Raw genomic sequence first — 24,834 nt, 5'->3', positions numbered from 1 at the left:
CGTGACATTGACGGAGGCGGCCATCCGGCTTGGCGAAGCGTTGCCTTGGCCCGACAGCGTCAGCGCGGCGGTCATCAGCCATTTGGTCGAACGCACCCGGCGCAGTCTGGCGCAGTCTTCAAATGGTTCGGATGCAAGCTTCTCGCGCGCGATTGCGGCGCTGCCGGTCGCGATCAACACCACTGAGGCCAACAACCAGCATTACGAGATCCCGGCGCGGTTCTTCGAGATGATCCTCGGCCCGCAGCGCAAATACTCCTGCTGCTACTACGGCGACGCTCGCGATACGCTGGCGCAGGCGGAAGAACGCGCGCTGGAAATGACTGCCGAGCATGCAAGACTGGCGGATGGGCAGCAAGTTCTCGAACTGGGTTGCGGCTGGGGTTCATTGTCGTTGTGGATGGCCCGGCGCTACCCCAATTCGCGCATCATCTCGGTTTCCAATTCGGCGTCGCAGCAGGAGTTCATCCTTCGTCAGGCCGCTGCGGCTGACATCCCCAACCTCGCAGTCGTCACCGCCGACATGAACGCGTTCGTGCCGCAGGGAGATTTCGACCGTATCGTCTCCGTGGAGATGTTCGAGCATATGGTCAATTGGCGGCCACTGCTGAATCGCATGCGCGCCGCGCTGCGTCCCGATGGCCTGCTGTTTCTGCACGTCTTCACGCACAAGTCCGGCTCATACCGGTTCTCGCCTGAGAATCGCGCGGACTGGATCGCGCAGCATTTCTTCACCGGCGGCATCATGCCGAGCCATGGACTGATCCGGCAGTATCAGGATATCTTCAGCCTCGATGCCGAGTGGCAATGGAACGGCCGTCATTACGAGAAAACAGCCCGGGATTGGCTGGCCAATTACGACCGACATCGGACCGAGATTTTCGAGGTGCTGAGACAAATCTACGGCAAGGATGCGCGTCTTTGGCAGCGGCGGTGGCGGCTGTTCTTTCTCGCCACGATGGGCCTGTTCGGCCATGCCGGCGGCGACGAGTGGGGCGTCAGCCATTATCTGCTGTCGCCATCACGTTCGGCTTGAGCTGTCAGGCGTTCGAAACGGCGCGAACGGCCAGAAAGCTGACGAAGGCCGCAAAGGCCGAGGCTGCCGCGCCATAGACGATGTCGAGCACGGTCAGCTGGAGCGTCCAGTTGCGCAACGTCGCGAAATTGGTGAGGTCGTAGGTCGCGTAGGCGATGGCTCCGAACAGCGCGGCCGATCCGATAACATTGGCTGCGGAACCGGACTTCAGTCCGGGCAGGACGGCGAAGACGAGCAGTCCCACGGGATAGATCACATAGAACGCGAGCGCGGGCGCGACACGGAGATCGGTCAGCAAAATGTCTCCGAGCGTTGGGCGATAGAGCGCAGGTCCCATGAAACGAAGCCAAACGACGTCAATTGCGCCGAAGGCCATCAGCGCGGTGATATAGCCGGTCACATAGGCCATCGAGCTCTCCGGAATTCATGTCTTACCGTATACGCTCGCGAAGGCCCCGTGGATCAGTCCCCAACGTCCGCCCGTCCCCTCACGGTCGAAGCACCGAGCGAAATCCCCAGACACCGTAAGCCGAAACCGCGCGCGGTTGCCCGCAGGGCCGTGCCGCGCCGGGGATCGCCAAGCGCCAGCACTACGGCGAGGGCGCCGCCGGAGGCGGCCCCGAGCTGACGTTCGGGAAGGGGACTGCCGGCAAGGGGCTCTTCGGCTTGGCCGCCACCGACGCGCACGCCGTCGCAAGCTGCGCCCGTATCGCCGGCAGTCCCGCCAGGTCGATGTCGAATTTCGTGACGTCCACCTTGTCGTCCGGCATCGGGGTGGTCTGCCGGACATGCAGGGAGCGGGACGACATGATCGCCTTGACCATGTCGGGGTCGATGCTGCCGCTCCACATCTCGTACTTCGCGGCTCGCACCGGAAACCCTCCGGCCTCCCGGTCGGTGTCGGCGTCGGCCGTCATCATGATCGTACTTTTTCCGACGCTCGCCTCGTCGATCTCGCCCGCGAACAGCAGCGGCACGCGATTCCTGATTTCGCAGAACATGCGCCACTCCATCGTCCGGAACGAGGCGCCGTTCTGCTTCTTCATCACCGCGATCTTGCTGATGAACGGCCGCGTTCCCGTCTCCAGCCTCCACATCCCTTCGGCAAACGGTCGGGTGTCGACACCAAAACGATAGAGCTCGGCCCGCGTGAGCACATGCAGGTTCTCGAACTTCACCGTCCGGATGAGATCGTCGAGCTCGCGGCTGATCCCCATCGCCGCGATGAACGCAGTGCGATCGCGTTCGGCGTTCGCGATCCGGCGCTGTCTGTATTCCGCGACCGCCCCCGGGGCCGGATGCCCGTGAAAGACGAGGACCAGCCGGGAGTTATGGACCGCCAGTGCGGCGTCGGGGGCGACCTCGCGCGATGTCGCCCCGATAAACAGGTAACCGCAGGCTGAATTGCACATCGCATGATAGGTCGTGAGCTCGGCTTCGACCTCGCCACCTGCATTTTTGATCTTCAGGCATGCGGCGTCCACCTGCGTTCCGGCGGCGCACGCCGTCGCGATCGTCCGGCCGACCCGCGCGACCGCCTTGCGGCTGCGCAGCAGCCGGCCGATGACGTAGGACTGCTCCACGTTTCCGCCGGGTGAATGAAGGTAGATCGGGCGTTGCGTGTCCTTGACGCCGGCGAGGAAGCGGCGAATGCGCTGGCCGGCGTCCGGATCGATCTCGCCCTCGATGGCAATCCAGCGGTCGCAGCCCGGCCCGCATGCGTCGGGAGGCCCCTTCGCCAGATAGATCGTCAGCCTGCGGGCGAACCCGGCTTTTTCGGCCGGCGTTTCTTCGGCATGCAATGCGCCGGGAAGCAACAGCGAGGCCGCCAGAAACAGGATACGGACGAGCATGAAATGATGGGGCACGCGAGGGGACGACTGATATCGAGGTTACATGATGATCGGTGCGATCACAACTTTTGGTAGCGCGTCGGGGCGCCGATTGTTCAGGACGCGCGGGCTCGAGCCTTGTTTTTCATGCGTGGCGGCCGATGATCTGATACAGCCTCTCGCACGACGCCTCGATCCTCTTCTGCGGGGATGTGGCGACGCCCAGCAACAGTCCCGGCCGCGCCGAGGCCTTCGACGCGCACCAGAGCGATAGCGGCGTAGGGGCCAGTCCGAACGATGCCGCCTCTCGCGCGATGGCAAGATCAGGTGCGCCGTCCGGCAATCGCAGGACCGCGGCCAGTCCGGCAATCGCGACGTTCGCGCTGCGCGAGCGAAGCTGTTTCAGCAATGCATCGCCTTGCGCGGCGTAGACCCGCTTCGTGCGTCTGAGATGCCGCAGATAATGGCCCTCGCGCATGAAATCGGCAGTGGCGAGCTGTACCGCAGGCCCGGGCGCCGGTGCGAGGCAAGCCGCGGCTTCGGCAAACCGCGACGCCAGAGCGGCCGGCGCAACGACGAAGCCGAGCCGCAAGGACGGGGTCACGGTCTTGCTGAAAGAGCCGATGTGGATGACGCGGCCGGCGCGATCGAGCGAGGCGAGTGCCGGCGTGGCCCGGCCCTTGAGCTGAAGCTCGCTGAGATAGTCATCCTCGATCACCCACGCCTTGGTCCGGGTGGCCCAGTCGAGCAGGCGCGAACGTCTCGCCAGCGACAATGTCGATCCGAGCGGCGCCTGCTGTCCGGGCGTCACGACAACAAGCGCCGCGTCGGGAGCATGTTTCAGGCCGTAATCGACATCGATGCCGTCAGCGTCGACCGGGATCGGCGCGATCGACAATCTTGCAAGCGCGAGACCGTGCCGGGTGAAGGGAAAGCCCGGATTCTCCATCCAGACCTTCTTCTGCTCGAGGCCGAGGACGCGGAGCGCCAATCCGAGCCCGCCACTGAAACCGCTGGTGATGATGATCTGCGACGGCGCGCATTCAATCCCGCGCGCCAGCGCAAGGTAGGCCGCGATCTCGCGTCGCAAGTCGAGCTCGCCGCGCGGATCCGGATAGATCGCCGGGGCGCTCGCCTCGATGCGGACCGCCTGCGCGCGCATCCTTGCGAACAGCGTGGCAGGAAAAGTTTCCTGCGCAGGTACGCCCATCTGGAAGATCGCCGGCCCTGCCGTGAGCTCCTGGTACATCTCCATGAACGAGCCGGGGGCCGGGGCCTTGTCCTTGCGAACGGGGAAGGACGGCCGGTCCGCGACATGCGTTCCGGTTGCGCGTGACGCGACGATCAGTTGGGCAGACGACAACTTCTCATACGCCGATCGCACGGTGCCGCGTGCGACGCCCAGCTGGGCTGCCAGATCCTGCCAGGAGGGCAGCCGCGCTCCCGGGGCGAGCACGCCGCTCTCGATGGCGGCCCTGATCCCCTTGCCGATCTGATCCGCCAGCGGCGTTTTCGCGGATCGGTCCAGCTCCAGCCGCAGCGGTTTGGTCATGGCCCATGGTACACGATTTTCGTGCGTTCTTGGTGCTTTTTTGTGGACCACGGCGATAGCAATTATGGGGGCAGAGAAGGGCTCCGGCAGCCACACCCGGCGAAGGGACCGATCATCAAGGAGCAAGGACATGAGTGAACGCCTCAATTACAACCACGTCGCACCGGCTGGCGCGAAGGCTTTGGGTGGCGTCTACGGCTACGTCGCGCAGAGCGGGCTTCCCGCGACGCTCGTCAACCTCATCTATCTGCGCGTGTCGCAGATCAACAACTGCGCCTATTGCCTCGACATGCACACGCGCGATCTGCTCAAGAGCGGGCAGAAGACCGAAAAGCTCGCGCTGCTGCAGGCGTGGGCGGAAGCCGGCCCTCTCTTCGACGCGCGTGAACGCGCTGCCCTCGCCTGGGCCGAGACGGTGACCCGCGTTGCCGAGACCGGTGTGCCGGATGAAGCCTATCAAGCCGCCCGCAAGGTCTTCAGTGAGCGCGAGCTCGTCGATCTCACGATCGCAATCAGCCTGATGAATGCGTACAATCGCATGGCGATCAGCTTCCGGAATACGCCGCAGGCCGCCATCGAGAAGGCCGCCTGACACGCCGCGAACGGCGTCAACCGTAATGGATGCAAGGCAGGAGCCTGACAATGACGAGCGTGATCTCCGGCGTGAATATTCCCGACAGCAAGCTGGCGCGCGAGGCGGCCGAGCTGGTGCGCAGTTACGAAGACGAGATGCTGTTCAACCATTCCGTCCGCGTCTATGTGTTCGGCGCGATGAAGGGGCTGCGGCAGAATCTGAAATTCGATTCAGAGCTGCTCTATGTCGCGGCGCTGTTTCACGACCTCGGCCTTGTCGATCACTACCATACGGAGACAAAGCGATTTGAGGTCGACGGCGCCGACGCCGCGCGCGACTTTCTCCGCGGGCACGGCATCGCCGAACCGCAAGCCGATCTGGTTTGGGAGGCAATTGCGCTGCATACCACGCCCGGCATTCCGCAATATATGCGGCCGGAAATCGCCCTCACCAATGCGGGCGTTCTCGTGGATGTCGTGGGAGTTGGATTTGACGACTACACGGCCGAGCAACGTGAGCAGGTGATATCAGCGTTTCCGCGCGGTGATTTCAAGAACGAGTTCCTGAAGGTGCAGACCTGCTCGGCCCTGAAGAAGCCGCAGACGACGTTCGGGACGGTCAATTTCGACTACATCGAGGATCACGATCCCAGCTTCCGCAGGCCGAACGCGTGTGCGCGCATCCGCAACACGCCCTGGCAAAGCTGAGCCGTCGCTAGGCCACGGGATCGCCGACCGCATCCGAGCGGCTCCGGTCGTCCGGGGCCAGCGGTGGCGCCGGTTTCGCCGGAGCGTTCTTCAGCGAAGCTCGCTCGCTTGCTGAAGCGATGTCGAGTTGCGCGGTGCTGGCGTCGCGCCAGGCGACGATCCAGATCAGGAAGCCGAGAAGCGCGAGCGCGGCGCCGACGGGACCGGTGGAGGTCCAGCCCAGCCCCTCGCGAATGGCGATGCCGCCCAGGAACGGGCCGAGGGCGTTGGCGGTGTTGAACGCCGAATGATTGAGGGCGGCAGCGAGCGCCTGCGCGTCTCCCGCGACGTCCATTAGCCGCGTCTGGAGGATGGCGCCGAGCGAGACGCTGGCACCGATGGCGAAGACGTCCGCCGCCAGGAGCCAGGGATTGCCGGCGGCAAGTGGAAACAGCAGCAGCGCGACCGCAGCAAACAGCAGGATGACGCCCGCCGTCGGCATCAGGGCACGGTCGGCAAAGCGCGGCACGAACAGATTGCCGAGCGTGGCGCCGACGCCGAACACGGCGAGAAAGAACGGGATGACGGCGGGGCTGACCCTGGTGACCTCGATCAAGGTCGTCGCCAGATAAGTGTAGACGGCGAACATGCCGCCGAAGCCGATGGCGCCGATCGCCAGCGTGATCCAGACGCGACCGCTTCGGAGCGCACCGAGCTCCCGCAGCGGATCCGACCGGCCTGCCTGGTCGCGCGGCGCGAACAGGGCGCACAGCAGCACCGTGAGCAGCGCCAGCACCGATACGAGACCAAAGCTCGCACGCCAGCCGACCGCCTGGCCGATCAGATTGGCCAGGGGCACGCCGATGATGGTGGCAGAGGTCAGGCCGAGCATCACCTGGCCGATCACCTGCGAGCGGCGATGTTGCGGAACGAGCGAGGCTGCGACCAGCGCGGCGATGCCGAAATAGGCGCCATGCGGCAATCCCGAGAGGAAGCGCGCTGCGATCATCCAGCCAAAGCCCGGCGCCAGCGCGGTGAGTGCGTTGCCGATCGCGAACACGGCCATCAGCGCCAGCAGCTGGGTGCGCCGCGCGAACCGCGCGCCAAGCACGGCGATCAGCGGCGCGCCCAGCACCACGCCGAGCGCGTAGGCACTGATCGCATGCCCCGCGGTCGGCTCGTCGACCTTGAGGTCGGCGGCGAAGAACGGCAGCAGGCTCATCGACGCGAATTCGGTGGTTCCGATCGCAAACCCGCCCATCGCGAGCGAGAACAGGACGACGGCGAGGTGAGGGGGCGCGGAGGCCGCGTTCGCGCGGGGCGAGGTCGCTTGAGGCGAGGTCGTCATGTGTCCTGCATTGGTGGCGTCAACGGGAACCAGCCCAGCGAACGTCGCCATCCCTGCAAGATTTGTCTGTGGTACTTAAACCGGCGTCAGTCGGCGTCAACACCGCAGCTGCCACGCAAGGCAGGCTGCATATCAGCGTCCCGATCTAGTCAACGCGCCTCGAGCGGCGCGGGGACGGTTTCCTTGTAAAATACGGATTCACGACACACGCCGCAGAGCGGCCGACGGCGAGGAATCTGCACTGCTCGAGCGAGGCGTAGCGGCAGTCGAAATAGCCGACCTGGCCGTATATCTGCATGCAGACGGGGTAGCTGGGATCGTAAGTCTGCGCGTGCGCAGACGCGCCCGCGATGAGCAGGCCGATGGCGACCAGAGCGAGGCGGGCGCCGCGCATCTCAGCGCGGCAGATAATAGCCCGGCGTCTGCGCGCGCGGACGATTCTGATAGGCGTAGGGATCGTCGCTCTGGCCTGCGAAATATGGATTCGCGATGCAGCTGAGCGCGCGCCCCGACGAGCTCGCCTGACACTGTGCATAAGAGTCGAACGTGCAATTGCTGAGGCCCGGCCATTCGTCTCCGGTCAAGCAGAACGCGTGATGCGTGCCGAATGCGCGCGCGGGCGTGCTCGTGCTCAACGTGAACGCGATTGTGGCGATAGCGAGCGAAAATGTGGCGACAATGGGGAGGGCAATTTGTCCACGCATCTCATTCTCCAATCACGCAATCGTGCGGACATCAGTGTTCTCCGCACAGCTGCAACATATGTTGTGTAGTCGACAGTGGAACTCATGAAAACTCTTGTTTCAAAGGGTTTCCCGCGCGCGCTGCTAAATATCCATTAACGCAACGGGGTCCTTTGACTGTGACTGTTGCGTCGAGGTTACAGCAATTCCGTCGAGCGCTGTTATGACGACGCTACGGCCCGGGGGCCTAACGACGAAACTGGAACGGGAATCAAATGAACAAGAATCTGTTGCTTGCTGCTGTGAGCCTTGTCGCGCTCAGTGCGACTGCGCCGGCGCTGGCTGCTGACCTCGCTGCGCGGCCTTACACCAAGGCGCCTGCGATGATCGCTACCGTCTATGACTGGAGCGGCTTCTACATCGGCATCAACGGCGGCGGCGGTTCGTCGCACGCGACCTGGGACTTCGTTGGCGTTGGCCGTGAAGGCTCGCACGATGCGACCGGCGGCACGGTCGGTGGTCAGATCGGCTATCGCTGGCAGTCCGGCCAGTGGGTGTTCGGCGTGGAAGGCCAGGGCAACTGGGCCGACTTCTCCGGCGACAACACCAGCGCGCTGTTCGCGACTCGCAACCGCACCAAGATCGATGCGTTCGGTCTGATCACCGGTCAGGTTGGCTACGCCTGGAACAACGTCCTGATCTACGTCAAGGGCGGTGCGGCTGTGGTCAGCGACAAGTACGAGATCTCCAGCACGGCGGGCGCGCTGCTCGCCTCGACCAGCGACACCCGTTGGGGTGGCACGGTCGGTGCCGGCCTCGAGTACGGCTTCGCTCCGAACTGGTCGGTTGGCGTCGAGTACAACCACATCTTCCTGTCCGACAAGGACGTGACCTTCGCTGGCTTCGCCGGCTCGGAGCGCATCCGTCAGGACGTCGACATGGGTCTCGTCCGCCTGAACTACAAGTTCGGCGGCCCGATGATCGCGCGCTACTGAGACTGACCGCTCATTTCGAGCGATCGTCGAAAAGCCCCGGCCTTGCGCCGGGGCTTTTTTGTTGCGTGAATTCAGCGAGTTAACCATCCGCTTTCGAGAGCCCTCATACGGCTTGACTCCAAAGAACGAAATGAGAACAATGTTCTTCATACGTTCTGGTGATGGAGCAAGCCATGTTCAGGATTTTCGTGGAAGAAGCCGCCGCACTCGCCTCGATCTCGCTGTTCGTCGGGATGATCGCAATCTGGGCGCAGGTGATTCCGCAGCTCTAGGGCCGTGAGTCGCAAGGTCCGCCTCGATGGCCCCCTTGTTGAAAAGCGGGACGATTCGGCGAAGCGGCCGCTCCGCCGTGGACTCTGAAGCGGTGAGACCCCACCATTGGGAGGCGAGTCGGCCGGGCGGGCAGAGGATACTCTCACGATCCCCTTAAGGCCGGTGACCGCTCCATCTCATCTGCAAGAGGCCGTCACGCGACCATGCCGAGCGCCGGATTTGTCCACCTTCACGTTCACTCGGCCTATTCGCTGCTCAAGGGCTCGATCAAGATCGCCAAGCTCGCCGAGCTTGCCAAGAAAGACCACCAGCCCGCGCTGGCGCTGACCGACACCGACAACATGTTCGGTGCGCTGGAGTTCTCCGACAAGATGGCGGGCTCCGGCATCCAGCCGATCGTCGGCTGCGAGATCGCGATCGATTTCGGCGACCAGGATCCGAATGCGCGCAACGCACTTCCGCCTTCGCGCGTGGTGCTGCTGGCGGCGCAGGAGCGCGGCTACCGCAGCCTGATGCGGCTGAACTCGCGCGCGTTCCTGGAGACGCCCGACACCCACGCCTCCCACATCAAGTTCGACTGGCTCGAAGGCGAGACCGAAGGCCTGATCGCGCTGACAGGCGGGCCGGACGGGCCGATCTCGCTGGCGCTCGCCGCAGGCCAGGCCGAAATTGCGGCCCTGCGCTGCGAACGGCTCGCGAATCTGTTCGGCGATCGCCTCTATGTCGAATTGCAGCGCCACGGCATCGACAAGGAGCGGCGCGTCGAGAGCGGGTTGATCGACATCGCCTACGCCAAGGGCCTGCCGCTGGTTGCGACCAACGAGCCGTATTTCGCCTCGACCGACGATTACGAGGCGCACGACGCGCTGCTCTGCATCGCGGGCGGGCGGCTGATCGCCGAAACCGATCGCGTCCAGCTCACGCCCGATCACCGCTTCAAGACCCGTGCCGAGATGGCGGTGCTGTTCGCCGACATTCCGGAGGCGCTCGCCTCGACGGTGGAGATCGCCGAGCGCTGCTCGTTCCGTCCGATGACGCGCAAGCCGATCCTGCCGTTCTTCACGGTCGGCGCCGCTGCAAGCTCCGATGCCGCCGCGGTCGAGGCGGCCGAGCTGAAGCGGCAGGCGGAGGAGGGGCTCGCCAATCGCCTCAGGGTCCACGGCCTGTCGCAGGGCACCACGGAAGAGGATTACAACAAGCGCCTGGCGTTCGAGCTCGACGTCATCATGCGCATGAAGTACGCGGGCTACTTCCTGATCGTGTCGGACTTCATCAAATGGGCGAAGTCGCAAGGGATTCCGGTCGGGCCGGGCCGCGGTTCGGGCGCCGGCTCGCTGGTCGCGTGGGCGCTGACCATCACCGATCTCGATCCGATCAAGTTCGGCCTGCTGTTCGAGCGCTTCCTCAATCCGGAACGCGTCTCGATGCCGGACTTCGACATCGACTTCTGCCAGGACCGCCGCGGCGAGGTGATCAAGTACGTCCAGGAGCGCTACGGCCGCGACCAGGTCGCGCAGATCATCACCTTCGGTACGCTGCAGGCGCGCGGCGTGCTGCGCGACGTCGGCCGCGTGCTGCAGATGCCCTATGGCCAGGTCGACAAGCTGACAAAGCTGGTGCCGCAGAATCCGGCCGCGCCGGTGACGCTGGCCGCCGCGATCGAGAGCGAGCCGAAGCTTCAGGCCTTCCGCGATGAAGACCCGGTGGTGGCGCGCGCCTTCGACATCGCCCAGCGCCTCGAAGGCCTGACCCGCCACGCCTCGACGCACGCGGCCGGCATCGTGATCGGCGATCGCCCCTTGAGCGAACTCGTGCCGATGTACCGCGATCCGAAGTCGGACATGCCGGTGACCCAGTTCAACATGAAATGGGTCGAGCCGGCCGGCCTCGTGAAGTTCGACTTCCTCGGCCTGAAGACGCTGACCGTGCTCGACGTCGCGTGCAAGCTGCTCAAGCCGCGCGACATCCATGTCGATCTCGCGACATTGCCGATCGACGATGCCGAGAGCTACCAGATGCTGGCGCGCGGCGAGGTGGTCGGCGTGTTCCAGGTTGAAAGCCAGGGCATGCGGCGGGCGCTGGTCGACATGCGCCCCGACCGTTTCGAGGACATCATCGCGCTGGTCGCGCTCTATCGCCCGGGCCCGATGGCGAATATCCCAACCTATTGCTCGCGCAAGCACGGCGACGAGGAGCCGGAATATCTGCATCCCGTGCTGGAGCCGATCCTGAAAGAGACCTTCGGCGTCATCATCTACCAGGAACAGGTGATGCAGATCGCGCAGGTGATGTCGGGCTATTCGCTCGGCGACGCCGACCTGCTGCGCCGCGCCATGGGCAAGAAGATCCGCGCCGAGATGGACAAGCAGCGCGACATCTTCGTCGCGGGCGCGGTGAAGAACGGCGTGCCGAAGGGGCAGGCCGAGACCATCTTCGAATTGCTCGCCAAGTTCGCCGACTACGGCTTCAACAAGAGCCACGCGGCGGCCTACGCGCTGGTGTCCTACCACACCGCCTACATGAAGGCGCATTACCCGGTGGAGTTCATCGCGGCGTCGATGACGCTCGACCTCAACAACACCGACAAGCTCTCCGAATTCCGCTCCGAGGCGCAGCGCCTCGGCATCAAGGTCGAGCCGCCGAACATCAACCGGTCCGGCGCGACCTTCGAGGTCGGCGAGAAGACGATCTACTACGCGCTCGCCGCGCTCAAGGGCGTCGGCATCCAGGCGATCGACCAGATCATCGAGGAGCGCACGAAGCGGGGGCTGTTCACCTCGCTCGCCGACTTCGCCGCGCGGGTCAATCCGCGTGCGATCAACAAGCGCATCATCGAAAGCCTTGCCGCGGCCGGGGCCTTCGACACGCTGGAGCCGAATCGCGCCCGCGTCTTCGCCGGTGCGGATGCGATCCTCGCCTCCTGCCAGCGCGCCCATCAGGCCGAGACCATCGGCCAGAACGACATGTTCGGCGGCTCTGCGGATGCGCCCAGCATCATGCTGCCGCAGATCGAGCCGTGGCTGCCGGCCGAGCGGCTGCGCCGCGAATACGACGCGATCGGCTTCTTCCTGTCGGGCCATCCGCTCGACGATTACGCCACCGTGCTGAAGCGCCTGCGCGTGCAGTCGTGGGCCGAGTTCTCGCGCGCGGTGAAGACCGGCGCCACCGCCGGCAAGGTCGCGGCCACCGTGGTGTCGCGCATGGAGCGGCGCACCAAGACCGGCAACAAGATGGGCATCATGGGACTTTCCGATCCCACGGGCCACTTCGAGGCCGTGCTGTTCTCCGAAGGTCTCGCGCAATATCGCGACGTGCTCGAGCCGGGCGCCGCCGTGCTGCTCCAGCTCGGTGCGGAATTGCAGGGCGAAGACGTCCGCGCCCGCGTGCTGCATGCCGAGCCGCTCGATGACGCCGCCGCCAAGACGCAGAAGGGCCTGCGCATTTTCGTACGCGATACCAAGCCGCTGGACTCGATCGCCAAGCGTCTCGCCGGACCCGACATGGCGGCCTCGAACGGCGCGGCGCCAAAAGTCGGCAGTCCCGGCATCGCGCCGCGCTCGAACGGCGACGGCGAGGTCTCGCTGGTGATGATGCTCGACCTCGAGACCGAGGTCGAGATGAAGCTGCCCGGCCGCTTCAAAGTCTCGCCGCAGATCGCCGGCGCCATCAAGGCGGTCGCGGGCGTCGTGGACGTGCAGCAGCTCTGACCCCCGGTCGCGACCGCACGCGCCGGCGCGATATGCAGGATGAGTGCGATCGCCTCGTTGCAACCAGACGATGATTTCGGCTAGCATGTCTCCGGGGAAGTTTTGGGGGCGTGATGCTGGTGCGTGGGCTGGTGCTGCTGTTGGCCGCAGCGTTGCTGTGCGGCTGTGAGACGACCGCGAGGAGCGGGCTGGATTATTCGGAGACGCTGCGGAAGATCGGGCCGCCAAAGGCGGGCCAGGCGCGCATCGTCGTTCTCCGCGAAAAAGGCTATGGCGGCCTTGCCGACGCCGGCTGGGATTTCCGTCTCGACGGTGCACCGCTGACGGGTCTGAAAACCGGAACTTATGTTTACATGGACCGTCCGGCCGGTCCGCATCAGTTCGTCGCGGAGGAGGCGGGTTTTCCCGGCGTTACGCGCATCGATTTCTCCGCGCGTTCGGGCGAGACACTGTTTTTCACGGCGCGCATGAGTGAGCGCAAGAGCGCCGTGATCGCAAATGCGAGCACGGGTTTGCTGGGCTACGGTCTCACGCTGGCGATGACCGCCGGCTACAAGAACCAGGGGCCGGTGGATTTCCTGGCGCTGGACGAAACGGCGGCGCGGACGACGATCGCCGAGTTGCGGCTGGCCCAATAAAGGCGCATCAAGGCACTGGGGTTTCGTACCGCCGTTGCAGTCTGCAGGTCTGTGCTGATCGTCCAACCATGTGAGGCGAGGAGCGAACCATGTGCGCTAACTGCTCTGACAGTCCGTTCGAATGTCGCGTCCCGACGCGGCGGTCGGCCTTGGTTCTCGCCGCCTCCGCCCTCAGTCTCGCCTTGTCCGGCAGGGCCCTCGCCAAGGAGACCAAGCCGCCGCCGAAGCCGCAGAACGTGATCTCGCCCGACGCGTCGTTGAAGCGACTGATGGAGGGCAACGCGCGTTACGTCTCGGGCGTGTCGCGGCGGCACGATTTCAAGCACGAGCGCGAGGCGCTGGCCGGCGGACAAAATCCGTTCGCGGCCGTACTGAGCTGCGCCGATTCACGCATCGCGCCGGAATATGCCTTCGACACCGGCCGCGGCGATCTCTTCGTTTGCCGCGTCGCCGGAAATTTTGCCGGCGTCGAGACCATCGCCAGCATGGAATATGCGGTCGCCGTGCTGAATGCGCCGCTGATCCTCGTGCTCGGTCATGACGCCTGCGGCGCGGTCGATGCGACGCTGAAGGCGATCAAGGACGACAAGCCGCCGCCGGGCCACATTCCCTCGCTGGTCGACGCGATCGCACCCGCCGCCAAGGCTGCGATGCAGCAGGGCGGGGACGTCCTCAACAAGGCGATCCGGCAGAACGTGATCGACAACATCGCCAAGCTGAAGACGGCCGCGCCGATCCTCAATGCCGCCGTGGATCAGGGCAAGCTGAAGGTCGTCGGCGGCATCTACCGGCTCACGACCGGAACGGTCGATCTGATCGCACAGGGCTGAACGTGCATGGCTGGGCCCGCGCCGCAATGCGGTCGTGAGGCTTACGAGGGCCTGACGCAGGGGGATGGGGTGCGGGGGCGCCATGCCGCCGCCTCAATCCGCGCTTTTCGTTCAAGAGCCATTCAGCTGGCCGCGCGTTTGATGCGTGGTGGCAGCTCAACAACAAAAGCGGGCACAAGCCATGCGTGGGACGCTCAAGGCCTTCATCTATTTTTGCTTGCCGATCCTGGTCGTCGCTGCGGCTGCGCCGGCGCCAGCCCGCGCGCAGCAGCAGGAAAAGCGCGTCGCGCTCGTGGTCGGCAACGGCGCCTACGCCAAGTCGCCGCTGGCGACGACCGCGAACGACGCCGGCCTGATCGCGCAGACGCTGCAAGCTGCGGGCTTCGACGTGGTCGGCGCGCGCGATCTCGACGGCGACACGCTGCGCAAGAGTCTGCGCGATTTCATCCAGAAGGCGCAGGCCTCCGGGCCCGGCACCGTTGCGATGATCTATCTTGCCGGCTACGGCGTGCAGCTTGCCGGCGAAAACTACTTCATCCCGGTCGATTCCAACATCACCCGCGACACCGACATCCCAACCGAAGGCCTGCGCATCAGCGACTATGCGCGCCAGCTCGCGGCCCTTCAGCTCAAGGCCAACATCGTCGTGCTCGATGCGGCGCGCGTGCAGCCCTTCATCGAAGGTGGCCAGCCGATCGCGAGCGGGCTCGCGCTGGTCGAGCCCGATCCGAACATGCTGATCGCCTTCAACGCCGCGCCCGGCACGGTGGCGCCGGAAGAGCCGGGCCCGTACGGCATCTACGCGCAGTCGCTGGCCGAGATGATCCGTACCGGCGGCCTGCCGCTGCCCGAAGTGTTCGACCGCGTCCGCCTGCGCGTCAACGAGGCCAGCAAGGGCGCTCAGGTGCCCTGGAACGAGGCGAAGATCTCGGCGCCCTTCTCGTTCTTCGAGCGCGGGCCCGATGCGCCGCCGCCGGAGGCCGCGCCCGACCAGGTTGCCGCGATCCGCAACAAGCCGATCCGCGATCTCGGCGTGCAGGATGCCTATGCCGCCGCGCTCGAGCGCGACACGCTGCCGGCCTATGAGGAGTTTCTCACGGCCTATCCCGGCGATCCGATGTCGAAGCGCGTGATGGCGATCGTCGCGGCGCGCCGAGAGGCGATCACTTGGCGGCGGACCTATCGCAACGACACGCCGGAAGCGTACTGGTCGTATCTGCGCCGCTATCCGCGCGGGCCGCACGCGGCCGATGCGCGCCGTCGTCTCGCGATCCTCACCGCGCCGGTCGAGCCGCCGCCGAGCTTTGCGATGATCGACTATGACGTGCCGCCACCGCCGCCGGAGGAGGTGGTCTATGTCGATCGTCCCGTGCTGTACTTCAGCGACCCCGATTTTGGTTTTGCGCCGCCGCCGCCACCGCCGGTCTATTACCTGCCGCCGCCGCCGCCCGATTTCGTCGTGCTGCCGCCGCCGCTGCCGGTGGTCGGCCTGTTCGTGCTGCCGCAGCCGGTGTTCGTGCCGATCCCGGTGTTCGTCAGGCCGCCGGTCTATGTCGCGCCGCCGCCGAACAACATCATCTACCAGAACATCCACAACACCACGGTCATCAACACGGTGATCAACCGGCCGCCGGCGCCGCCCGCCGGAGCAGGCGGAGGGGCCGGAGGACAGGGCAATCTGGCGCCGGCGATTGCCGGCCGCGGCAATCCTGCGGGCCCAACCCTGCCGCAGGCCGCCACGCAGCGCGCCGCCCTGATTCAGGAAGGCAAGGCGCCGATGCCGCCGAGCGCGGCGATCCGGCCGATGGCGAGGCCCGGGATATCTCCGGCGACGCCGGCCAATGTTGCGCCGACTGCCGCACCATCCGCTGCGCCGACGGCCACGCCGCCAGCCAGGCTGCCCCAGGCCAACACGCTGCCGGTTCCCGGTGCCCAGGGCGGCCCGCCGGCACCGCCGGCCGGGGCGGGGACTCCGGGCGGCAGGCCGTTGTCGCCGACAGCGACCGCCCCCGGCACGACCCCGCCGACGCAGCCGGGGGCGCCGACCACCGCTGCTCCCGGCACAACGCCGCCCGGTCGTCCCGGTGCGCCAACGGCCGCCGCGCCTGCGACGGCTGCACCCACCGCGACAAATCCGACGCCCGGCCAACCGCCGAAGCCGCCGGTGGCACAGACCCCGCCCGGGACCGGGCCTGGGGATCATGGCAGGTCCGCAACCCGTGAGCCGGCTGGCTCACCGCCGGCTGCGGGCGGGCCCGGCATGCCGCCAGGCGCCGTGGGACGGCCGGTGACGCCGCCCCCCTCGGCCGCGCGCGAGCCGGTGAGGCCGCAGAATCAGCCGTCGGCTGCTCCCGCTCACGCTGGCCGGCCGTCGGCACCGCCACCGTCGCGACCGCAGGCCGTGGCGAGGCCGACGCCTCCGCCACCGGCAGCCGTCGCACGCCCGGCACCGCCTCCGCGTGTCGCATCGCCTCCGCCGGCCCGGGTCGCTCCGCCTGTGGCAGTGGCACGGCCGGCGCCGCCGCCCATGGCCCGGCCTGCACCTCCACCCATGGCGCGGCCCGCGCCGCCACCTCCGGTGGCCCGGCCGGCGCCACCGCCGCCGCCCCGGATGGCCGTCGCGCCACCGCCCCCGCCACGTCCGGCAGCCCCTCCGCCGCGTCCAGCGGCCCCGCCGCCGGCGGCGAAGAAGTGCCCGCCGAACCAGCCGAAGTGCTAGGGCGCAGGGCGGTCTTTGCGGAACAGGGCCTCTCGCGGGCGAAAACTGCCCCCGAAAGGCCCTTATTTCCTTGCTTCTGGCCGAAATGGCGCTATACAGCGCGCCATCTCACACGGAAACATGGCTCACAAGGCCGTCCGGTGGCAGCCGGGGCGAGAACGCTCCGTTTTGCTCACACGTTTCCGGAGGAACCAACCGGAGAATTAGAACGATGGCACTACCCGATTTCACTATGCGTCAGCTCCTCGAAGCTGGCGTGCACTTCGGTCACCAGTCTCACCGCTGGAATCCGAAAATGGCACCGTTCATTTTCGGCGCCCGCAACAACATCCACATCGTCGACCTCGCGCAGACCGTGCCGATGCTGCACACCGCCTTGCAGGCGGTCAGCGACACCGTCGCCAAGGGCGGCCGCATCCTGTTCGTCGGCACCAAGCGCCAGGCGCAGGACGGCGTCGCCGACGCTGCGAAGCGCTGCGCGCAGTATTTCGTCAATTCGCGCTGGCTCGGCGGCACGCTGACCAACTGGAAGACGATCTCGGCCTCGATCAAGCGCCTGCGTCATCTCGATGACGTGCTCTCCGGCGGCGACGCCAGCTCCTACACCAAGAAGGAGCGCCTGACGCTGCAGCGCGAGCGCGACAAGCTCGACCGTTCGCTCGGCGGCATCAAGGACATGGGCGGTCTGCCCGACCTGATCTTCGTGATCGACACCAACAAGGAAGACATCGCGATCCAGGAAGCCCAGCGGCTCAACATCCCGGTCGCCGCGATCGTCGACACCAATTCGGATCCCAAGGGCATCACCTATGTGGTCCCGGGCAACGACGACGCCGGCCGCGCGATCGCGCTGTACTGCGACCTGATCGCGCGTGCGGCGATCGACGGAATCTCGCGCGCCCAGGGCGATTCGGGCATCGACATCGGCGCCGCGGTTCGTCCGGCCGCCGAAGAGCTGCCGGCTGCGTCGGCGAGCGGCTTCCAGGGCCTTGCCGGTCCGCGCGGCACCGCCGACGATCTCAAGAAGCTCCCGGGCGTTTCGGGCGCGATCGAGAAGAAGTTCAACGACCTCGGCATCTTCCACTACTGGCAGCTCGCCGAGCTCGACCACGACACCGCGCACAAGATCGGCGAAGAAGTCGGTCTTCCGAGCCGTGCGGATGCCTGGGTGGCCAAGGCCAAGGCGCTGACCGCGGAAGCGGAATAGTCAAAAAGAGCGATGGGTTGGCCGGATATAAGTCCGGCCACCATTTCAGTTGACGCGAATTCCTGAGATGGACCGCGGCGGGGCTATGTGATGCCACGCCGCGGCAAACCGGCAGGCAAGAAGGATTTTCAACGATGGCAACGATCACAGCTGCGATGGTCAAGGACCTGCGCGAGTCCACCGGCGCAGGCATGATGGACTGCAAGGCCGCGCTCACCGAGACCAGCGGCGACATGGAAGCGGCGCAGGACTGGCTGCGCAAGAAGGGCCTGTCGAAGGCCGCCAAGAAGTCCGGCCGCGTCGCCGCGGAAGGCCTGATCGGCGCGCTCACCAAGGGCACCAAGGGCGTCGTGGTCGAGGTCAACTCCGAGACCGACTTCGTCGCGCGCAACGGCCAGTTCCAGGGCCTCGTCAAGATGGTTGCCCAGGTCGCATTCGACGCCGGCGCCGATGTCGAGAAGATCAAGGCCGCCAAGGTCGGCGACGTCACGGTCGAAGCCGCAATCAATGACGCGATCGCCACCATCGGCGAGAACATGACGCTGCGCCGCGCCGCTTCGCTCGAAGTGACGCAGGGCGTCGTGTCGAGCTACGTCCACGGCGCCGTGGTCGAAGGCGCCGGCAAGATGGGCGTGATCGTCGCGCTGGAATCGCCCGGCAAGGCCGACGAGCTCGCAGCGCTCGGCCGCCAGATCGCGATGCATGTCGCGGCCGCTAATCCGCTCGCGCTCGATCCGTCCGGCCTCGATCCGGTGGTCGTCAAGCGCGAGAAGGACGTGCTCGCCGACAAATATCGCCAGCAGGGCAAGCCCGAGAACGTGATCGAGAAGATCGTCGAGTCCGGCCTCAAGACCTACTACAAGGAAGTCTGCCTGCTCGAGCAGGCCTTCATCCACGACACCGGCAAGTCGGTGGCGCAGGCGGTGAAGGAAGCCGAAGGCAAGGTCGGCGGCGCTGTGAAGATCGCGGGCTTTGTGCGCTATGCTCTCGGCGAGGGAATCGAGAAACAGGAAAGCGACTTCGCGGCCGAGGTCGCGGCGGCCAGCGGCAAGAAGTAAGCGCCGGAACGTTCCTTCCGGCGTGCCGCCGGAAGCGGCGCCCGGACGAGGAAAGTGCTCATGACTGATCCGGTCTATCGTCGCGTCGTGATCAAGCTGTCCGGCGAATACCTCGCGGGACAGCAGGGTTTTGGCATCGATCAGCCGACCCTCGACCGGGTTGCGGACGATCTGATCGCCGCCCGCCAGCTCGGCACCGAGGTCGCGGTGGTGATCGGCGGCGGCAACATCGTGCGCGGCGTCGAGGTGTCTTCGCGCGGCGTCTCTCGCACGACCGGCGACACCATGGGCATGCTCGCCACCATGATGAACTGCCTCGCGCTGGAGGCGACGATCGAGCGCAAGGGCACGCCGGCGCGCACGCTGTCCGCCTTCGTGATGCCCGAGATTTCCGAGCTGTTCACCCGTACTGCGGCGCACAAATACCTCGCCGAGGGGCGGATCGTGCTGCTCGGCGGCGGAACCGGCAATCCGTTCTTCACCACCGATACGACCGCGGTGCTGCGCGCCGCCGAGATCGGAGCCGAGGCGGTGCTGAAGGCAACCAATGTCGACGGCGTCTACTCAGCCGACCCGAAAAAGGACCCGACCGCGACGCGGTTCGACCGGCTGACGCATTCGCAGGCCATCGAGGGCGGCTACAAGGTGATGGACGCGACCGCCTTCGCGCTTGCCCGCGAGACGGCGCTGCCTATCATCGTGTTCTCGATCGCAGAGCCGGGTTCGATCGGCGCTGTACTGCGTGGCGGCGGCCACGGAACCATCGTCGCCGGCTGACGGCTCATCGGTCGCGCCCGCAGGGGCGCGGAGAGGTCGCCGGGATTTTGAAGGAGAAGCATGATGGCCACGGGTAGTTTCGACCTCAACGAAGTGAAGCGTCGCATGCAAGGCGCCGTCCAGTCGCTCAAGCACGAGCTTGGCGGCCTGCGCACGGGACGCGCGTCGGCCTCGATGCTCGATCCGGTCCAGGTCGAGGCTTACGGCAGCCACATGCCGCTCAACCAGCTTGCCACCGTCAGCGTGCCGGAGCCGCGGCTGATCTCGGTGCAGGTCTGGGACAAGTCGATGGTCAAGCCGGTCGAGAAGGCGATCGTCGATTCCAATCTCGGGCTGTCGCCCGCGACCGAAGGCCAGGTGCTGCGCCTGCGCATCCCCGAGCTCAACGAGGAGCGTCGCAAGGAGCTCGTCAAGGTCGCGCACAAGTACGCGGAAGCGGCCAAGGTAGCCGCGCGTCACGTCCGCCGCGACGGCCTCGACGTGCTCAAGAAGCTCGAGAAGAATCACGAGATGTCGGAAGACGACCAGAAGCGCCACGCCGACGAGGTGCAGAAGGCGACCGACGGCACGATCACCGAGATCGACCAGTTGGTGGCCGCCAAGGAAAAAGAAATCCTCACCGTCTAAAGCGCGATGAGGATCATCATCGCGCTTTGGAGTATTGTTCGCGCATGATCTTGTCGGAAAACCGTTTCGCACTTTTCCGGATCATGCTTTAAGGCCGCTCTCATGTCCAACGCCGCCGCGCCAGCAACGGAAGGACCCGACCGGTCCGACGCGCCTGCGCATGTCGCCATCATCATGGATGGCAACGGGCGTTGGGCGGCCGCGCGCGGCCTGCCGCGGGCCGAAGGGCATCGCCGCGGTGTCGAGGCGCTGCGCCGCGTGGTCCGTGCCTCGCACGAGCTCGGCATCCGCTATCTCACCATCTTCTCGTTCTCTTCGGAGAACTGGTCGCGCCCGGCGAGCGAGATCGGCGACCTCTTCGGTCTGCTCCGCCGCTTCATCCGCAACGATCTCGCGAGCCTGCATCGCGACGGCGTCAAGGTCCGCATCATCGGCGAGCGCGACGGACTTGAGGGCGACATCTGCGCGCTCCTCAACGAGGCCGAGGAGCTGACGCGCGACAACACGCGCCTGACGCTGGTCGTCGCCTTCAATTACGGTTCGCGGCACGAAATCGCGAAAGCCGCGCAGAAGCTCGCGCGGGAGGTCGCAGACGGCAAGCGCGATCCCGATACGATCGACGCAGAGACGCTTGGCGCGCATCTCGATGCGCCCGACATTCCCGATCCCGATCTCATCATCCGCACCAGCGGCGAGCAACGCCTGTCCAACTTCCTGATGTGGCAGGCCGCCTATAGCGAGCTGGTCTTCGTGCCGATCCACTGGCCCGATTTCGACAAGGCGGCGCTGGAAGGCGCAATCGCCGAATTTGCCAGGCGCGAGCGCCGTTTCGGCGGCCTGGTCGCGAAAACCGCCTCGTGAGCGAACCCGACGCCGTATCGGCGGGCGCCAAGCCTGCCCCGAGCAATCTCGTGATGCGAGTCCTCGCAGCGCTGGTGCTGGCGCCGCTGACCATTGCGATCGCTTACGCCGGCGGCTGGCTGTGGGCGCTTCTCGTCACCCTGGTTTCGATCGGCCTGTTCGCGGAATGGCTGATGGTGGTGGGCGCAGGCTCGGCCGCGCTGACCGGGGCAGGGACGGTCGTCATCGCCATGATGGGGGCCTCCGTCGCTTTCGGCGCGCTCAAGACCTCGGTCGTCACCGGCCTCATCGGCGGCGCGATCGTGACCCTGATCGCGCGCGGCAAGTTCGTCTGGGCCGCCACCGGCTTTGCCTATGCGTCGGCGGCGTTGCTGGCCTCGATCCTGTTGCGGAAGGATCTCGTCAACGGTTTCTCTGCACTGATGTTCGTGCTGCTGGTGGTATGGGCGACCGATATCGGCGGCTATTTTGCCGGACGCAGCATTGGCGGACCGAAGCTCTGGCCGCGGGTGAGCCCGAAGAAGACCTGGGCCGGGGCATTCGGCGGTTTTGCCGCGAGCCTTGCGGTCGCGGCGGGGTTTGCCGCTTGCGGGATCGGAAAGGCGGTTCCACTTCTGCTCGTGAGCGCCATCCTGTCGGTGGTGTCGCAACTCGGGGATCTGTTCGAATCCGCGGTGAAGCGGCGCTTCGGTGTCAAGGATTCCAGTCACTTGATTCCCGGCCATGGCGGGCTACTGGACCGTCTGGACGGTTTTGTCGCGGCCATCCTGATGGCATGGATTATCGGCTTTCTCCGCCATGGTGTGCATAGCGCCGGAAGCGGTCTTATGGTTTGGTGAGGATATGAGCGCGGTCCCATTGCGTAACAACAAGGCTGCGGCGTCGAGCGTCCGCAGTGTCACGGTTCTCGGCGCCACCGGCTCGATTGGCGACAGCACGATGGATCTGCTGCGCGCCTCTCCCGAGCGCTATCGCGTCGAAGCCTTGACGGCGAACGGCAATGTCGAAGCGCTGGCAAAGCTCGCCAGGGAGTTTTCCGCGCGCTACGTCGCGATCGCCGACACGTCCAAGCTCGCCGATCTCAAGGCTGCGCTCGCGGGAACGAGCACGGAATGCGGCGCGGGCGAAAGCGCGGTGATCGAAGCCGGCGCGCGCCCGGCCGATTGGGTGATGGCCGCCGTAAGTGGCGCCGCCGGACTGAAACCGGCCCTGGCCGCGGTCGATCGCGGCGCGCATGTCGCGCTGGCCAATAAGGAATGTCTCGTCTGCGCCGGCGATTTCTTCATGCAGCGCGCCGCGAAAGCGGGCGCCTGCATCCTGCCGGCTGACTCGGAGCACAACGCGCTGTTCCAGGCCTTGGCATCGGGCAATCGCGACGAACTGGTCCGCGTCATCATCACGGCCTCGGGCGGCCCGTTCCGGACCTGGAAGCCCGCCGACATCGAGCAGGCAACGCTCGAGCAGGCCCTGAAGCATCCGAACTGGAGCATGGGTCAGAAGATCACGATCGATTCCGCCTCGATGATGAACAAGGGGCTCGAGGTGATCGAGGCGTCCTATCTGTTCGCGCTCTCGCCCGACGAGATCGATGTTCTCGTGCATCCGCAGTCGATCATCCACGGCATGGTCGAGTTCTCCGACCGCTCGGTGATGGCCCAGCTCGGCGCCCCCGACATGCGCACGCCGATCGCGCACTGCCTCGGCTGGCCCGATCGCATCAAGGGGCCGGCGGCCAAGCTCGATCTGGCCAAGATCGGCCAGCTGACCTTCGAGGCGCCGGACTTCGAGCGCTTCCCCGGGCTTCGGCTGGCCTTCGATTCGCTCCGGACCGGGAAGGGGGCGACCACCGTCTACAACGCCGCCAACGAGGTGGCGGTCGCCGCCTTCATCGCTGGCAAGATCCGGTTTGGCGCGATCGCGCGTCTGGTCGAGGCGACGCTGGACGACTGCATCCGTGGCGGGAACCAGGCTCCGCTGACGTCCGCCGACGATGCAATCTCCGTTGACCATGTTGCTCGAAATAGAGCTGCCGCCCTATTGCCTCAAATTGCCTTAAAGGCATCCTAGATGGCTCCGGGCCAGGGCCTTGCGGCGCTGGATGAGGGAATTCGATGATCGACTTTTTTGTTCATAGTTTCAATACGTTGAGCCATGGGCTCCTCGGCTACGCGGTTCCCTTCCTGTTCGTCCTGACGATCGTCGTGTTCTTCCACGAACTCGGCCATTTTCTGGTCGCGCGCTGGGCCGGCGTTCGGGTGTTGACCTTCTCGCTTGGTTTCGGACCCGAGCTGGTCGGTTTCAACGACCGCCACGGCACCCGCTGGAAGATCTCGGCGATCCCGCTCGGCGGCTACGTCAAGTTCTTCGGCGACGAGAGCGAGGCCTCGACGCCGTCGGCCGAGACGCTCGCGGCCATGACCGCCGAGGAGCGCGCCGGTAGCTTCCACCATAAGAAGGTCGGCCCGCGCGCCGCCATCGTCGCCGCCGGACCGATCGCCAATTTCATCCTGGGCGCGCTGATCTTCGCCGGCATGGCACTCTATTACGGCAAGCCGAGCACGATCGCGCGCGTCGATGGCGTCGTCGCCGATGGCGCTGCGGCCGCGGCCGGCTTCAAGATCGGCGACGTCGTGGTGCAGATCGACGGCAAGCCGATCGAGAGCTTTGCCGACATGCAGCGAATCGTTGCGATGAATGCCGGTTCGGCGCTTGCCTTCCAGGTCAAGCGGGACGGCGCGATCGTCTCCCTGACCGCGACGCCGGCGCTGCTCGAGCGCAAGGATCCCTTCGGCAACAGCCACCGCCTCGGCGTGCTCGGCGTCGAGCACAAGTCGCAGGCCGGTGAGGCCTCGACCACGCCGGTCGGCGTCGGCGAGGCGCTCAAGATCGGGGTCGAGCAGGTCTGGTTCATCATCACCAGCACCTTCAAGTTCCTGGGCTCGTTGTTCGTCGGAAACGGCAATCCCAACGAGGTCAGCGGCGTTCTCGGCATCGCGAAGATGTCGGGGCAGGCGGCCAGCGCCGGGTTCCAGTTCGTGATCAATCTGTGCGCGGTGCTGTCGGTGTCGATCGGGCTGCTGAACCTGTTCCCGATTCCGCTGCTCGATGGCGGTCACCTGATGTTCTATGCGGCGGAAGTGGTCCGGGGCCGGCCGCTGTCCGAGCGGACTCAGGAGATGGGGTTCCGAATCGGGCTCGGTTTGGTGCTGATGTTGATGGTGTTTGCCACCTATAACGACATCCTGCGGATGGCAGCGTCCTGATCGGGGCTTTTTTGTGGCGTTGCTGTTGAGCAACGTCTTGGAATGAAATTGAAATCACGGTGTCAGCTGCCGTTTGCGACACCGGGGAAATTGGCTACAAGCGGCTTCGACTTGGGGAATCTCCCAGACCGGCGTTGGGGTTGGGTCTGGTACTGATAAGGGCGCGTT

22 protein-coding genes are annotated in these 24,834 nt (G+C 65.8%); 16 read left to right on the top strand and 6 right to left on the bottom strand.

From position 1 onward, the window contains the following. Position 1 precedes the first annotated feature (1 nt). Positions 2-1,036: a cyclopropane-fatty-acyl-phospholipid synthase family protein gene (locus tag NLM25_RS25185; protein WP_254138787.1), complete on the top strand. Its 1,035-nt coding sequence runs from the start codon at positions 2-4 to the stop codon at positions 1,034-1,036. Positions 1,037-1,040: 4 nt separating this feature from the next. On the opposite strand, the gene NLM25_RS25180 is transcribed toward NLM25_RS25185, so the two are convergent. The 3 genes from NLM25_RS25180 to NLM25_RS25170 all read right to left on the bottom strand — a co-directional run bounded on the left by NLM25_RS25180 (position 1,041) and on the right by NLM25_RS25170 (position 4,420). Continuing rightward, positions 1,041-1,445, bottom strand: a complete 405-nt coding sequence (locus tag NLM25_RS25180; protein WP_254138786.1) for a DUF2177 family protein — start codon at positions 1,443-1,445, stop codon at positions 1,041-1,043. Positions 1,446-1,626: 181 nt separating this feature from the next. Then, positions 1,627-2,889 carry a hypothetical protein gene (locus NLM25_RS25175; RefSeq protein WP_254138785.1) on the bottom strand — a complete coding sequence of 421 codons (1,263 nt, stop codon included), beginning with the start codon at positions 2,887-2,889 and terminating at the stop codon, positions 1,627-1,629. A 124-nt stretch (positions 2,890-3,013) separates the two neighbouring features. Continuing rightward, positions 3,014-4,420, bottom strand: coding sequence for a PLP-dependent aminotransferase family protein (locus NLM25_RS25170; protein WP_254138784.1), 1,407 nt, complete (start codon positions 4,418-4,420; stop codon positions 3,014-3,016). 130 nt (positions 4,421-4,550) lie between these two features. On the opposite strand from NLM25_RS25170, the gene NLM25_RS25165 reads away from it, so the two are divergent. Both NLM25_RS25165 and NLM25_RS25160 read left to right on the top strand, forming a co-directional pair. Next, complete coding sequence (locus NLM25_RS25165; RefSeq protein WP_254138783.1) at positions 4,551-5,012, top strand: carboxymuconolactone decarboxylase family protein; 462 nt, start codon at positions 4,551-4,553, stop codon at positions 5,010-5,012. A 50-nt stretch (positions 5,013-5,062) separates the two neighbouring features. Continuing rightward, entirely contained in the window at positions 5,063-5,701 is a 639-nt protein-coding gene (locus NLM25_RS25160; protein ID WP_254138782.1) for an HD domain-containing protein, read from the top strand. A gap of 7 nt (positions 5,702-5,708) precedes the next feature. Here NLM25_RS25160 and NLM25_RS25155 read toward each other — a convergent pair whose 3' ends face one another. From NLM25_RS25155 to NLM25_RS25145, 3 genes are all read right to left on the bottom strand, one after another. Then, the gene (locus NLM25_RS25155; protein WP_254138781.1) at positions 5,709-7,028 is read right to left on the bottom strand and encodes an MFS transporter; all 1,320 of its coding nucleotides are present in this window, start codon (positions 7,026-7,028) and stop codon (positions 5,709-5,711) included. 145 nt (positions 7,029-7,173) lie between these two features. Then, a complete protein-coding gene (locus tag NLM25_RS25150) occupies positions 7,174-7,422 on the bottom strand; it encodes a DUF3551 domain-containing protein (RefSeq protein ID WP_254138780.1) in 249 nt (82 codons plus the stop codon). Between the two features lies 1 nt (position 7,423). Continuing rightward, positions 7,424-7,732, bottom strand: coding sequence for a DUF3551 domain-containing protein (locus tag NLM25_RS25145; protein WP_254141262.1), 309 nt, complete (start codon positions 7,730-7,732; stop codon positions 7,424-7,426). Positions 7,733-7,986: 254 nt separating this feature from the next. On the opposite strand from NLM25_RS25145, the gene NLM25_RS25140 reads away from it, so the two are divergent. The 13 genes from NLM25_RS25140 (at position 7,987) to rseP (ending at position 24,666) form a co-directional block, all read left to right on the top strand. After that, positions 7,987-8,706 carry an outer membrane protein gene (locus tag NLM25_RS25140; RefSeq protein WP_254119989.1) on the top strand — a complete coding sequence of 240 codons (720 nt, stop codon included), beginning with the start codon at positions 7,987-7,989 and terminating at the stop codon, positions 8,704-8,706. Positions 8,707-9,182: 476 nt separating this feature from the next. Continuing rightward, positions 9,183-12,686, top strand: coding sequence for a DNA polymerase III subunit alpha (gene dnaE, locus NLM25_RS25135; protein WP_254138779.1), 3,504 nt, complete (start codon positions 9,183-9,185; stop codon positions 12,684-12,686). Positions 12,687-12,799: 113 nt separating this feature from the next. Then, the gene (locus NLM25_RS25130; protein ID WP_254141261.1) at positions 12,800-13,324 is read left to right on the top strand and encodes a DUF2846 domain-containing protein; all 525 of its coding nucleotides are present in this window, start codon (positions 12,800-12,802) and stop codon (positions 13,322-13,324) included. Positions 13,325-13,413: 89 nt separating this feature from the next. Next, positions 13,414-14,154 carry a carbonic anhydrase gene (locus tag NLM25_RS25125; protein ID WP_254138778.1) on the top strand — a complete coding sequence of 247 codons (741 nt, stop codon included), beginning with the start codon at positions 13,414-13,416 and terminating at the stop codon, positions 14,152-14,154. A 181-nt stretch (positions 14,155-14,335) separates the two neighbouring features. Beyond that, positions 14,336-16,873 carry a caspase family protein gene (locus tag NLM25_RS25120; protein WP_254138777.1) on the top strand — a complete coding sequence of 846 codons (2,538 nt, stop codon included), beginning with the start codon at positions 14,336-14,338 and terminating at the stop codon, positions 16,871-16,873. Positions 16,874-17,084: 211 nt separating this feature from the next. After that, positions 17,085-18,080: a 30S ribosomal protein S2 gene (locus NLM25_RS25115; protein WP_254138776.1), complete on the top strand. Its 996-nt coding sequence runs from the start codon at positions 17,085-17,087 to the stop codon at positions 18,078-18,080. 134 nt (positions 18,081-18,214) lie between these two features. Next, on the top strand, positions 18,215-19,138 hold the full coding sequence (tsf, locus tag NLM25_RS25110) for a translation elongation factor Ts (RefSeq protein WP_254119983.1): 924 nt from the start codon (positions 18,215-18,217) through the stop codon (positions 19,136-19,138). A 60-nt stretch (positions 19,139-19,198) separates the two neighbouring features. Then, positions 19,199-19,915: a UMP kinase gene (gene pyrH / locus NLM25_RS25105; protein WP_254119982.1), complete on the top strand. Its 717-nt coding sequence runs from the start codon at positions 19,199-19,201 to the stop codon at positions 19,913-19,915. Between the two features lie 63 nt (positions 19,916-19,978). Further along, positions 19,979-20,542: a ribosome recycling factor gene (frr, locus tag NLM25_RS25100; protein ID WP_254138775.1), complete on the top strand. Its 564-nt coding sequence runs from the start codon at positions 19,979-19,981 to the stop codon at positions 20,540-20,542. 102 nt (positions 20,543-20,644) lie between these two features. Beyond that, the gene (locus NLM25_RS25095; protein ID WP_254119980.1) at positions 20,645-21,403 is read left to right on the top strand and encodes an isoprenyl transferase; all 759 of its coding nucleotides are present in this window, start codon (positions 20,645-20,647) and stop codon (positions 21,401-21,403) included. Continuing rightward, the gene (locus NLM25_RS25090) at positions 21,400-22,242 is read left to right on the top strand and encodes a phosphatidate cytidylyltransferase (RefSeq protein ID WP_254119979.1); all 843 of its coding nucleotides are present in this window, start codon (positions 21,400-21,402) and stop codon (positions 22,240-22,242) included. The genes NLM25_RS25095 and NLM25_RS25090 overlap by 4 nt, the downstream gene beginning before the upstream one ends. Before the next feature lie 4 nt (positions 22,243-22,246). Next, positions 22,247-23,470, top strand: a complete 1,224-nt coding sequence (gene dxr, locus NLM25_RS25085; protein ID WP_254138774.1) for a 1-deoxy-D-xylulose-5-phosphate reductoisomerase — start codon at positions 22,247-22,249, stop codon at positions 23,468-23,470. 44 nt (positions 23,471-23,514) lie between these two features. Next, the gene (gene rseP, locus NLM25_RS25080) at positions 23,515-24,666 is read left to right on the top strand and encodes an RIP metalloprotease RseP (protein ID WP_254119977.1); all 1,152 of its coding nucleotides are present in this window, start codon (positions 23,515-23,517) and stop codon (positions 24,664-24,666) included. The last annotated feature ends 168 nt before the right edge of the window (positions 24,667-24,834 follow it).

This window comes from Bradyrhizobium sp. CCGB01 (genome assembly GCF_024199795.1).
In the GTDB taxonomy this organism is placed as follows: domain Bacteria; phylum Pseudomonadota; class Alphaproteobacteria; order Rhizobiales; family Xanthobacteraceae; genus Bradyrhizobium.
Note: the sequence above shows the minus strand (reverse complement) of the source record. Positions and strands in the feature narration are given on the sequence as shown.